The organism is Lysinibacillus capsici (assembly GCF_020217405.1).
GTDB classification, from domain to species: Bacteria; Bacillota; Bacilli; order Bacillales_A; family Planococcaceae; genus Lysinibacillus; species Lysinibacillus capsici.
The window spans coordinates 301,201-313,263 of the sequence record NZ_CP084108.1 but is presented as its reverse complement, the minus strand read 5'-3'; the positions used below and the strand labels follow the sequence as shown (position 1 = coordinate 313,263).

The window sequence follows — 12,063 nt, the reverse complement described above, 5'->3', positions numbered from 1 at the left end:
TCCCTTTCATATTAGCTAAACACATCCATGTAAGACGTAGCATTTGTCTGTTTCCACCTCCTATACCAATCCTCAATCTCCTCACTTGGTTCCACTGCCAAGTGCTCTTGAAGCATCTTTTTTAACAGCCCGTATTGCTCCTCAACGGCAGCTGAATTACTCAGTAGCTCATAAAGCTTCATTAAAGTAAAATAGTTGTCTTCTGCATCAGCGTATAGTTCTTGCACTTTTTCCTGCACCTTTATAGCAGCATTGTAACTTTCATTTCTTATGTAAAATTCGCTTAGTTGCTGAGCATGGTGCAACCATAGTCTCCTTAAGCGTTCTCTTTCACTTTCCGCCCATAAATAATCACAGTCTCCTAAATAATCACCCGTATACATCTGGAATACTTGTTCATGTTCATCCACTGTTGTCTGCTGTATTGGAGGTAATAATTTTAAGCGAGTTAGCCATTGTTCTACATCCACCACAATATTTTCAACTACTAGTTTGTAGCCAGAACTTAGCAAAGGACTTGAAATTTTTACGCCCTCCACCCCATAGTTTTTTAATGTTTTCCGTATGGTATAAATGGCTGTATAAAGCTGTTTGGAAGCTTTATCAATATCAGACTCTGGCCAAAATAACTCAAGAATGGTATCACGGAAAATCATTTCATTTTTATGCTCTAGCATGTAAGCAAATAGTTCTTTAGCTTTGGAAGTTCGCCATTTAATCGGTTGTGACTGACCATTTGGTAAAACAACATGAAGGCCACCAAAAAGCTTGATTACTGTTAGTCTAGGTTTAATTTCTTTTACTTTCTTATTGATTTGCTCTAGCCGTTCTATAGTTTTTTCTAAACGTGAAATTTGTACAGGTTTGCTACAATTTCTTGAATCTTTTCACCCAATGCTAAACCGTCCATATCAGGCATGACAATAACTAAAAATACAACATTTGGTTGCAGGATCACTTAACCCAAAAAAGACTAGGCTTACAAAAAGCCAAGTCTTTCTCGGTTTATTTAAGATTTAAGACATTGACAAGATTACAAATAATAGCTTACTACACTCTTCTAAACAAATCCTGAACATGTTAAGTAATTGAATAAATCAGCCACTATACCAACATATTTTTCGTTCATAAATTTAGCAATCCCTTAATTAAAATAAAGAACTAGATAATAGCCTATCTAGTCCTTCTTCAAATTGTACGCTGTGATTCTCACAATAATCACAACAATAAACTAACATAACCTCCTCAACAATTTCTAAACATTACCAAGCACCTCTTGCCACTAACTTTTAATATTTTGAAAGCTGTTTCCCATCTTGATTAAATAAACGTGAGAATTTGGAACCTCCTCTCACATCATATACTGGCCCTCTCTCAAACATACGGTTCATTATCACAACTGCTTGGCTCGTGTTGAAGTCACCATGAGTATTTCTCTTAGAGTCGAAAGATATGTATTATTATCAAAAAATCTATCAACTATCTACCTATTCATCTAAAAATGCTTAAAAATATCCTAGGCTATGATAAAATTAAAACAACACCATATATTGGATAACCTCTGCGAACCGAGGCCAATTTTATCTATAATAATTATGGAAATAGGAGGTTTCTCATCATATGAAAAATAAAAAAAAGTTAGCATTACTGTCTTTAGTGGCCGTGCCCTCACTTCTTTATAGCGCACCAGTATCGGCTACTGAGATACCAAAGCCAGCCTACATAATTGCTAACTACAATGCTAACGTGGCAAATGTTATACAACTAATTAACAATATTAACAATACAACTGCTACTTTCCAAACCAATTTAGAGGCAGCTTTGAAGGCTTACAATGCTTTAACGGAAACAGAAAAACAGTATGTTACGAACTACTCCACATTGTCAGCACATCAGCAGACAAGAATTGCTTATCGTAAGCTTGCAGCACAAATTGAAGAGAAATTGTATTCTGTGGATTCTACGTCCTCTAATTATTATCAAAATGTTACTGAAACAAAAGATTGGTATAATACCCTGAATGCAGCGCAAAAAACCTTTGTAAGTGCATCTGCGCAAAAAATTCTAACTTCCTATATCGCGCCAAATACATCTGTTGACAAGGTGGTCAATAAAATTCAATTGATTAATTCATCTCGTCTCTCGTTCCATAAAGATGTAGCCAATGCCCGAGCAGAGCTTAATGCACTACGTAGGTATTCGAATATTTCTTTACCTGTAGGTATCGAGCAGCAATTACTTGATGCAGAACAGCTGGTTGTAAAGGATAAGGCAGCAGCTAAAGAAGTTGAAAACGCTATTGCAGCTTTATCACCAAAAACATCGACAGCTCAGGATGTGCAGGCAGTCAAAACTTCTTTTGAAGCATTAACACCTGTTCAGCAGCAGCTCGTCCCAAATGTATGGACTTTAGTGGATTTTGTACAAGGAACACACACACTTCCTTCAAAAGATAACATACCAAAAACACCTGTTTTATCTGATGCAGCAGCTGTCCCAGGGAAAATTACAGCTATGATAAAAAATAAAAATAACTATAAAGCTAAAATTAATGTAGCCGCATCAGAAAATGACACGGAACGTTATATTCTAACAACAGAAGACAAAATGACCATCATTATTCCTCCACTTTATACACTTGTCAATGAAGATGAAGGGGTTATGGATATTCAAGTAACAAAAAAGGCAAATCGAATTACTCTTCAAGCTACATTGAATAAACAACCAGTAACCTTTGATGCAAATATGGAAATCATAATTGAAGGCTTACCAGCCAATTCTTCCTTCAATCGCTCAAATGGTTTTGGCAGGCAAGTTCCAGCTGACTTTACCATCAGTGGAAATCGTCATATTATCCAAACTACTACTCCTGGCACGTTCCAAATCGTAAGAAATTAAATTAAAGCACTAAAGAAACAATGTTGGTTTCTTTAGTGCTTTCTTTCTTTTTGAAAAGTTAATCTCTATTATTAGAAGTGCACTTTAAAAAAGAATAGACAAAGTCAAATAATCAAATTTGTCTCATTTTAAATAAAAATATAACCTCTCTATAAATGTTATGTATTAATAATCATTTATGGGGTAAACCATCAATTTTTTAATTTTTAGTTGTAGCAACTAGTTGGTCCACAATGAAATCTAGCTGTTTTGATAATGAATAAATGTCGTTGTAGTAACAAAAACCAAAATCTATTCCGATAAGCCTTCCTTCTTTAATAGCAGGAATATTAGACCAAACTGGATGATCTGTTAAATCTACCATTCCGTCATAAGATGAGCGGAACACATAATCTCCTGCATAATCTTTTAATACTTCTAAAGAAACATCGATTGCCTCATTGGTGTTGTTTTTATCATCTATTTTCTTTTGAATAATATCTGGTGCTTTCATTCCTAAATACTCATAAATAGCTTGGGAACCACGTCCAAAGGTATAACTTGTCACAACGGACATTTTTCCTTTGCCGCCTTCCATAATACTAACCGTTTTATCTGAAATACCTGCCTCTTCTAGCTTCTCTTGGCTATCCTCTACTTTTGTATAGAAATTAGCTAAAAGCTCTTTTGCTTCTTTCTCTTTCCCTAGTACTTCACCAATCTTTGTTAAACGTTCATCTAGTGAGGTTGAGAAATCGATCATGACAGTAGGTGCAATTTTCTGCATTTGATCGTAAAGCTCATCCTTACTTGGAATAATGATGACATCAGGTTTTAATTGGATTACTGCCTCGACATTTGGCTCGAACCATTCACCTAAACTTTCAACTGTTTTTAATTCTTCCTCAAATGCTGCTCCCTCTTGTATTTTAGAGGAACCCACTGGTGTCACATCAAATGCTAGTACATCACCTGTATAATACATCACTACTACTCGCTCAGGGTTAACGGGTATTTCTACGTCTCCTTTCATAGTAGAGACCATTTTTGTTTGTGATTCGCTGGCTACTTGTGTAGTAGAGACTTGTTTTTCTCCGCCTCCTGCATTGTTTGATGCCCCGCTGCTGCAAGCACTTAATAAAAGCGTCAGACAAAGGAAAAGTGTTGCAATAGCTGATAATCCTTTTTTGTTCATTGGTTCATACTTCCTCTCATTATATTGATAACCATTCTCAATATAATCTTGGAAGCTCCAATCGACAATGGAGTATCTTTCAGACATTGAAGGACTATCTTTTATCAGATCACTTCCTTGTTTCTTTTGACGGAATTTTGTTGGTGAAACGCCTACTCTCTTTTTGAAAAGTCTACTAAAATAATAGACATCGCTATAGCCGACACCCATAGCGATATCGTGTAAGCTAGCATTTGTCTTCTCAAGCAAAATAGAAGCTTTTTCAATACGTAGCTGAATTAAATATTCAATCGGGCTGCAACCTAATTGTTGCTTGAATTGAATGGATAAATGAGATGGACTATAGCGCAATGCCTTCGCAATGGATTCTAAGGTCAATGGCTGTGCATAATTTTGCTCTAGATAGGCTTTAATTTGACTAGAAACATTTAGTTTTTGAATGTCGACACTATCCTGATCTAACTGCATGAAAATTTCATTTAATAATTGATAGAATAGCGATTTAACAGTAAATTTGCTGAGATTATTGGCATTTTCCCACTGCTTATACATAAAATATATTTTCTCAAACATTGTAATAGGTGAGTTAGGAACAAGACTGTATTGATAGTTGAAAGGATTATTTCTTTGCAAGGCTCTGGCTATCATTTTATTTGAGGTTAAAGGAATGGAAGCTCGATAAAATATTAAAAAATATTCAAATCCTTTGTCTGTAGCCACTATTTGTAGCGTGGTGCCCTTTCCACCGTGAATAAGATGAAAGCCCTCTAGTGTATAGTTTATTAAATCAATTTGAACTTCCGCACCACCACCTGTGGCATAAAGAAACATATTTGCAGGCAATTTATACGATTTTCCGATTTCCTCAGGTTTTAATAGCTCATATCTTAAATCGAGCACTTTGATCGTTGCGTGATTCCAAAGAAATAGAAACTCCTCTTTTGGTAGCATCCTACATCATTCCTTCCAATTCTTCACTACCTACAAGTTTATTATAATTGATAATCATTCTCAATATAAACCTGTATAAGCATAGAAAAATCACTCAAACAACCCTATGCCTGAGTGATTTTATGAAATTTCATTTAATTTTGTTTTGTATGTTGTACTAGCATTTTCAATTATATAGCTTATTTTTTATTCGTAAGCCAGTTTGTTAATTCTTCTACCTGAGCTAACACAGCAGTTGGGTCATAATACCATGAGCGCTCCTCTGGCCAAACATAAAGATGATTATTTTTTACGGCTGGCAAGCTCCCCCATATAGGATCTTCCTTAAAATCTTCAACTGTGCGATCATCTGAAGTCAAAATAATGTAGTCTCCTGCATAATCTGCCAGCACCTCTTCGGAAATTTCAGCCCACTGCTTTTCCATCATTTCATCTGCTACTTTAGCAGGTGGTTTGCGACCAAGTGCTTGATAAACTGGTTGTCCACCACGTCCAAAATTATCACCATATGCATAATACGTTTTGCCTGCATCCTCTAAAATAGAGAAGCTTGCATCCTCTGGAATAATCGCATCTACCTGTGCTTTGGCATCGGCAATCCTTTGATCATATTGCGCCAGCCAATCCTTAGCTTCTTGCTCTTTGCCAAGCAACTCACCGAAATAAGTAAGTTCTTCGTGCGCACCCTTCAATTCACCATATGGAATGACAATTGTAGGAGCAATTTTACTTAAAGCATCATAATTTTCCCCATTGCCAGTAATAATCAAGTCAGGTTTGAGCGCGATAATCTTCTCAATCGACGGTTTCCCATAATCACCGATTTCTTCTACACCTTTTAATGCATCCTTTAAATAATAGTTTTCAAGTGCCAACCCAGGAGCTCCCACAGGTTTCACATCTAATACAAGCAAACTTGCAATATACTCCTCTGCTACAATACGCTGAGGACTAGTCGGAATAACAACCTCACCATTTGTCGTCTGAACCGTTTTTGTCTCTGCTTCTTTTGTATCTTGCTCTGCAGTCAGACTAGAATTTTTCTCCTTTTCTCCACAAGCCGTTAACAGAAGCAATATTAAAAGAAATAGTGGCGCTATGAATTTTCTATTTTGTTTCAGCAATTTTTTCCCTCCACACATACCAATTGATAATAATTCTCATTAATTGTAGAAGAATGTAAAATAACTGTCTATGTATGAAAGTGATTTGTTCCCCTGTATATTTATGATGTTAATACTTCCATTAATTTTTGTAATTGAGTAGCTGTAGATAATGGGTCATAGCCATAAAATAATTCATACTGATTCAAAAAATACACCTGTTTCTTTTGCACCGCTGTAAGTGACTGCCATTTTTCTGAATGTAATACCCTCAAGAGATGCTCTTTTCCAAAATCTTTTGGAGGAAGAGCCGTGACGAATATATAATCCGCTGAAAAATAAGCAATATCTTCAATATCTACTGATAAGTAACCTGTTTGTTCAATATTTCGTGTGACAATCGCAGCTGGTCGACTAAAGCCCAAATCATCGTACAGTATATGACTCCCTCTTCCATGACTACTATTTAAACAATATGCTTGATGACTACCTATTTCCCAAACAATAGCAGTCCCCCTTGCTCCAAGTTGTTGGTCAAGAATATCGTTACACTGAGCTATCTGTTCATCATATTGCTGGAGCCAGCTCTTACATACTTCTTGTCGATCAACGATATGGGCAATCAACCTAAATTGCTCTCGCCAGCTTAATTCTCTACATGGTAGCTCGAATATAGGAGCTACTGACAGTAATAATGGTTTTTCATCACCCCCACTGTAGTTAATAATGATATCTGGACATGCTGCGGTAATCGCCTGATAATTTGAAGCAATATCATACTCATAGCCTTTCAGTTTCTGCGTACTAGGGACAGACTTGATACCCTCTAGAAAAGGAGAGTATACACCCAACACTGGCGTAATACCAAGAGCTAGTAAGCATGCTGTATGATTGGTATTGAGTGCAAGGACACGCTTCGATTTCTGATAATAGACTGTTGGTGTTACACCTACTTTTTCTTTAAATTTCCGACTTAAATAAGTTCCCTCATTGTAGCCAACTTCCTCGGCAAGCTCATCTAATTTAGGCATTGTAAACAATAGCCTTTTCTGTGATTCTCGTATTCTTAGTAATGTTAAATATTCACTATATGTATAGCCTGTGTGCTTATGAAACGTACGAGAAAAATGTTCTGGACTTACTTGTGCTTTTTCAGCCATCTGCTCTCTTGTTAATTCTTCACGAAAATGTAGATTAATATAATGAAGTACTTTATCAATCCATAGTCCTTCTTTTTTTTGATTATTATCACGCAAATGGCTGTATAACACTTCTAGCATTTCACCAAATAATTTTTGTAAACGAAACGGATTATTGCTCTCAGTGTTCGCTTCTTTTTCTACTTCTTTAGCTAAATTCATCAGTCGATAGGAGCATTGCTCAATTACGATAGAATCTTGCAATAAACGATTAGTTTTGTAACCATATACACGATATTGAATGACGATCCCTCTGCCTTCGCATGTTTCAAGAAGATGAAAATCGTCAGTATTATCTAAAAGCATGACAGAATTTGAACTAAGCCTGACGTGCCTACCTTGAAGCGTACAATCTATATATCCCTCATATACTATGACCATCAATGGGTAGGTGAATTGTGCTATGTCACTTAACATTTCATTTAATTTCACTATTTGTATAGGTTGATAAAAAAGATGGGACAGTAACTGATTGTCTTTGTACATTTAAACTCTATCTCCTAAACATCAAATTGATATTGATTATCATTTTCATTATAATGAAATAGAATGAGAGAAATCAATTGAATTAGGAGGCTCTCAGCTTTGAAAAAATTTATAAAAAAAGATTGCTTTTTTAACTGGCATTTTAATGATTTCCATCCTTTTGGCTGCATGCGGAACTCAATCTTCTTCCACAGCAGAGAAGGCAAAGGATGATGAATATTATTTTAATCGCCGCTTCCGACAGGTAATTGGAATTCCTCCAAAACAGTTTGCACGACAATATAAACAAAAAACTGTTGTAAAAGATTGGACAGGGCATGAGGTAGCAATCCCTCGTTCACCACATCGTGTTATTTACCATGGAGAAACGTTTGGGGATATGTTGATATTTGATGTGCAGCCAATAGGTGGTGACAAAAACTCTATTAGTAAATCCTTCTATAAAATCCATGTTCCTTATATTCAAGATGTTTCCTTCCCTATCAATATTGAAAAATCTTCCAAACTGAACCCTGATTTAATTATCTTTACAAATAATGACGAGCAGCAATATCAAGCTCTATCTTCTATTGCACCAACGGTTACCCTAAATTCCTGGGATTCATTGGAGGAACGCGTCCTTTTATTAGGGCAGTGGCTTAGCCAACAACAGCGTGCAGAAGATTGGCTAAAATATTTTAAAATCCAAGAAAATACTATGTGGCAGCAGTACAAACAGTGATAGAGCCTAGCGAAACAGCATCTGTTTTGACTTTTGATCATGGCAAACGCCTTTTTATTATGGGCTGTACAGGTCTATCCCCTGCCCTTTTTCATCCAGATGGTTTTCAGCCTCACCCCCAAGTCAAATAACTACTTCAAGCAGGCGAGGGGTATAAAGAAATACCAATAGATCACTTACCTCAGTATGCTGGTGACCACATCTTTATGTTGTTATCTGATAAACCCGAATCGCAAATGGCTACGATGGAATTGATTAATAGTGATATTTGGAAAGGACTCCCTGCTGTACAAACTAACCATGCTTATTTAGTGGATGCAACAAAGTGGAATTACGGAGATGCCTTTACAAGAGAGAAGTTACTCGGTGCATTACCAAAGCTATTGGTTACTGCCAAGTAATTCTCATACTTATAATAAGGAGTGACATTTATATGAAAACGGAAAGTATAACAGATACGACAACTCAAATATCATTAAAGGATATTCGAGATTATATTGCTAAAAACCATCATCAACCTCTTACGATTAAGCATCTAGCACTCATTTCGGGTCTGAGTTCCAGCTACTTTGGAGAGGCATTTAAAAAGGCATTCGGTCAAAGTGCCACACATTATTTAACGGCGCTACGTATCGGACATGCCAAGCAATTACTGCGTGATACCGATTTATTACTTCGTGAGATTGCTAGAAAAGTAGGTTACAGTGACGAATTTTATTTTAGCCGAAAATTTAAAAAGGAAGTTGGGATTTCACCTTCTGCTTATAGTAAGATGGCTCGCCAGCGTATTTCTACTTTTTCGGTCTCCGCTACTGGAAATTTATTAGCGCTTGGTATCATACCAGTTGCAGCTCCGCTGAATGCTAAATGGAGTCCTTATTATTACCATCATTATCAAGAGAAAATTCCCGTACATGTTAATATATTTGATACAGAATCAGAGGACAACTTCAAAAAATTAGCCTCTGTTAAGCCAGATATTCATATTTTTCAAGAGGAACCCTCCCTCTCCATGCTTGATTGGCTTCAAACAATTGGCATCAAAAATGTCTTTATACAAGCGAAGGATTGGCGAACACAACTGAGAGAATTAGCTGTAGCTGTTAAAAAGCAAAGCGTAGGTGAGCGCTTCATTCAAACATATGAACAAAAGGTATTACAGGCGAGATTAGAAATTAATCAAGTTGCTGGAAATGATACGTTTGCCGTTCTTCGTTTATGCGGTGATCAATTATTTATGTATTGTAATAAAGGGATTCAGGATGTACTGTTTACAGATTTACAGCTTCGTTCTGTCGATGCTCGCCAACAAACATATAATGAGCATATTACATTTGATCAGCTAGTAAATATAGACCCTGACCGCTTGCTATTTATCATTTGTCCAGATTCACCAACCCGAAATTATTGGCTTACTCTACAATACCTTGATCGTTGGAAAGAACTCCGTGCTGTAAAAAATGGACATGTCTATGTTTTACCTTCGAATCCTTGGTTCGAATACTCAGCTATTGCTATAAGCCGAATGCTAGATGAAATGTTACTTATGCTAACCGGAAAAAATCCAAATCCTTTTCCTGTCCCCGTCCATGGTAACGTATCAGACAGTGATTTATAATTTCATTTGAGAATGATTATCATCGGAAGGAGAGTTTGATGAACAATGACACAAAATTGTCATAATCAATGTCATACAATTATAAAATCTGCCTATTTATTAGCGATGTTTTTGCTAACTATGGGCATACTTTCCGCCTGCAATACCCAATTAAGCAATAAAGAGGAACAGGTAGAAACGCAGGCATCCTCAGAAAGTACAAAGGAGCAAAGTGTTTACCCGCTAACACTAAAAGATGAGGTCGGGAATGAAGTAACACTACCAGCTAAGCCTACTAAAATTTTTGCACCTGTCATGGAGGATTCATTACTAGCTCTTGGTATCAAGCCTACTATGCAATGGTCTAACGGTGTTAAGCCACAGCTTTATTTACAAGATCAGTTACAGGGTATACCAGAAATTAGCTTTGCAAGCGGTCCCCCATCAGCCGAAGCCATTATGGCAGATAAACCAGACTTAATTATTTTGCACAATTCATTTTATGTGGATAATGGCACCTATGAAAAATATGCAAAAATCGCACCAACCTATGTTTTTAATAATGCTGCAAGTAATTTAGAAGGCTCTATTAAAGTTTTAGGGCAACTACTTGATGAAACAGACAAGGCTGAGCAAGCTTTACAGGATTATCAAGAAAAAGTAGATGTAGCAAAAACAAAGCTATCCTCTATAACAAAAGGTAAAAAAATTGCTTTAATTCGCTTTAATGCAAAAGGTATGTTTTTCATGACTGATGAGTATTTTAGTGGATATGTCCTAACACATGAATTAGGATTTGAACAAAGCAGCTACGTGAAAAATGGCGCCTTCGAAGTATCATTAGAGATTGTACCTGAACTGGATGCCGATTATATTTTCCTAATCAATGATGGTAATCTTGGGGATGAATTTTTAAATGAGTTGAAAAACAGTAAAATTTGGAAAAGTACGGCAGCCTTCAAAAACGATCAAGTATTTGAGACATCCGAGGATTACTGGCTAAATGGCGGTATTCATGCTCAAGGAAAAGTGATAGAAGATGTATTGGAATTTTTAGCGCCATGACAACAATGACAAAGAAACCTTATACATTAGAAAACTACTTTGAAGTTACCACGACATCTCGTCAACAGCTAGATTATCGCATTTTATTTGCAAGCCCAACAGATGAACCACCAGCAGATGGTTATACTGTCATCTACGCCTTAGATGGGGACGCCCTTTTTCCAACACTTGCAGAGGCAGTGAAATTACAAACCCGTAAACCAAAAGGCTATGATCCTATTCTTGTTATTGGCATCGGTTATCCCTCAAAGGAACCTTTTGATATGGAGCGACGCTGTCTCGATTTTACACTACCTGTTAGCAAAGAACATCTGCCACCACGTCCAAATGGAACGCCTTGGCCTCCAAATGGCAAAGCCAATGAGTTCTTAGATTTTATTGAACATGAGCTCATACCTGCTATAGCAAAGGAATGGCCTATCAATAAAAAGAAGCAAGCGATTGTTGGTCATTCCTTAGGCGGCCTTTTCACACTATATGCTTTATGTGCAAGACCTCACTTATTCAGTCATATTGTAGCTGGCAGTCCCTCTATTTGGTGGGCTGACAATGCGGTACTAAAAGTAATAGACAGATTTTTTGAAGATTGGAACGGTCAGCATGCTATTAATCTCTTACTCACAATCGGTGCTAACGAGTTGCCTGATATGTTAGAAGGAGCTGATCTAGCGGCTGAACGAATGAAGCGTTTAAGCGACCAAAACATTCATACTAATTATGTGAAGTTTGATGAGGAGGACCATGTGAGCGTCCTACCTTGTATGCTTGCCCGCCTTCCTCGGTTTTTAGATACGTAGTAGAAAAACCCAAGTGGTAATCATTCCACTTGGGCATTTTTATAACATTTACTTCTCTTTCTCTAAATGATC

Annotated in this window: 11 protein-coding genes; 7 read left to right on the top strand and 4 right to left on the bottom strand. The window is 36.8% G+C overall.

Going from position 1 to position 12,063, the window contains the following annotated elements; all coding sequences use genetic code 11:
• Positions 1-11: 11 nt before the first annotated feature.
• A complete protein-coding gene (locus tag LCP48_RS01540) occupies positions 12-677 on the bottom strand; it encodes an AfsR/SARP family transcriptional regulator (RefSeq protein ID WP_263643092.1) in 666 nt (221 codons plus the stop codon).
• A 943-nt stretch (positions 678-1,620) separates the two neighbouring features.
• Here LCP48_RS01540 and LCP48_RS01535 point away from each other — a divergent pair.
• Positions 1,621-2,898, top strand: a complete 1,278-nt coding sequence (locus tag LCP48_RS01535) for a hypothetical protein (protein WP_009373605.1) — start codon at positions 1,621-1,623, stop codon at positions 2,896-2,898.
• A 199-nt stretch (positions 2,899-3,097) separates the two neighbouring features.
• Here the strand turns inward: LCP48_RS01535 and LCP48_RS01530 are convergent, their stop codons facing one another.
• The 3 genes from LCP48_RS01530 to LCP48_RS01520 all read right to left on the bottom strand — a co-directional run bounded on the left by LCP48_RS01530 (position 3,098) and on the right by LCP48_RS01520 (position 7,811).
• On the bottom strand, positions 3,098-5,023 hold the full coding sequence (locus LCP48_RS01530; RefSeq protein ID WP_225340608.1) for an ABC transporter substrate-binding protein: 1,926 nt from the start codon (positions 5,021-5,023) through the stop codon (positions 3,098-3,100).
• A gap of 179 nt (positions 5,024-5,202) precedes the next feature.
• A complete protein-coding gene (locus LCP48_RS01525) occupies positions 5,203-6,147 on the bottom strand; it encodes an ABC transporter substrate-binding protein (protein ID WP_004233831.1) in 945 nt (314 codons plus the stop codon).
• A gap of 101 nt (positions 6,148-6,248) precedes the next feature.
• A complete protein-coding gene (locus tag LCP48_RS01520; protein WP_009373601.1) occupies positions 6,249-7,811 on the bottom strand; it encodes an AraC family transcriptional regulator in 1,563 nt (520 codons plus the stop codon).
• Between the two features lie 145 nt (positions 7,812-7,956).
• On the opposite strand from LCP48_RS01520, the gene LCP48_RS01515 reads away from it, so the two are divergent.
• The 6 genes from LCP48_RS01515 to LCP48_RS01490 all read left to right on the top strand — a co-directional run bounded on the left by LCP48_RS01515 (position 7,957) and on the right by LCP48_RS01490 (position 11,991).
• Complete coding sequence (locus LCP48_RS01515) at positions 7,957-8,532, top strand: ABC transporter substrate-binding protein (RefSeq protein ID WP_004233834.1); 576 nt, start codon at positions 7,957-7,959, stop codon at positions 8,530-8,532.
• Positions 8,511-8,663, top strand: a complete 153-nt coding sequence (locus LCP48_RS01510; protein WP_225340607.1) for a hypothetical protein — start codon at positions 8,511-8,513, stop codon at positions 8,661-8,663. Before LCP48_RS01515 ends, LCP48_RS01510 begins: the two co-directional genes overlap by 22 nt.
• 75 nt (positions 8,664-8,738) lie before the next feature.
• Complete coding sequence (locus LCP48_RS01505) at positions 8,739-8,933, top strand: hypothetical protein (protein WP_004233838.1); 195 nt, start codon at positions 8,739-8,741, stop codon at positions 8,931-8,933.
• Between the two features lie 32 nt (positions 8,934-8,965).
• Positions 8,966-10,150, top strand: a complete 1,185-nt coding sequence (locus LCP48_RS01500; protein ID WP_004233839.1) for a helix-turn-helix domain-containing protein — start codon at positions 8,966-8,968, stop codon at positions 10,148-10,150.
• 45 nt (positions 10,151-10,195) lie between these two features.
• On the top strand, positions 10,196-11,194 hold the full coding sequence (locus LCP48_RS01495) for an ABC transporter substrate-binding protein (RefSeq protein WP_004233840.1): 999 nt from the start codon (positions 10,196-10,198) through the stop codon (positions 11,192-11,194).
• Positions 11,191-11,991 (top strand): alpha/beta hydrolase, encoded by an 801-nt coding sequence (locus LCP48_RS01490; RefSeq protein WP_225340606.1) that lies wholly within the window; start codon positions 11,191-11,193, stop codon positions 11,989-11,991. The genes LCP48_RS01495 and LCP48_RS01490 overlap by 4 nt, the downstream gene beginning before the upstream one ends.
• The last annotated feature ends 72 nt before the right edge of the window (positions 11,992-12,063 follow it).

What these genes read in the sequence shown, in the direction of transcription:
- LCP48_RS01540 (WP_263643092.1), bottom strand. Translation starts at nt 677, where the DNA reads ATGCTAGAGCATAAAAATGAAATGATTTTCCGTGATACCATTCTTGAG.
- LCP48_RS01535 (WP_009373605.1), top strand. Translation starts at nt 1,621, where the DNA reads ATGAAAAATAAAAAAAAGTTAGCATTACTGTCTTTAGTGGCCGTGCCC.
- LCP48_RS01530 (WP_225340608.1), bottom strand. Translation starts at nt 5,023, where the DNA reads ATGCTACCAAAAGAGGAGTTTCTATTTCTTTGGAATCACGCAACGATC.
- LCP48_RS01520 (WP_009373601.1), bottom strand. Translation starts at nt 7,811, where the DNA reads ATGTACAAAGACAATCAGTTACTGTCCCATCTTTTTTATCAACCTATA.
- LCP48_RS01515 (WP_004233834.1), top strand. Translation starts at nt 7,957, where the DNA reads ATGATTTCCATCCTTTTGGCTGCATGCGGAACTCAATCTTCTTCCACA.
- LCP48_RS01505 (WP_004233838.1), top strand. Translation starts at nt 8,739, where the DNA reads ATGTTGTTATCTGATAAACCCGAATCGCAAATGGCTACGATGGAATTG.
- LCP48_RS01500 (WP_004233839.1), top strand. Translation starts at nt 8,966, where the DNA reads ATGAAAACGGAAAGTATAACAGATACGACAACTCAAATATCATTAAAG.
- LCP48_RS01495 (WP_004233840.1), top strand. Translation starts at nt 10,196, where the DNA reads ATGACACAAAATTGTCATAATCAATGTCATACAATTATAAAATCTGCC.
- LCP48_RS01490 (WP_225340606.1), top strand. Translation starts at nt 11,191, where the DNA reads ATGACAACAATGACAAAGAAACCTTATACATTAGAAAACTACTTTGAA.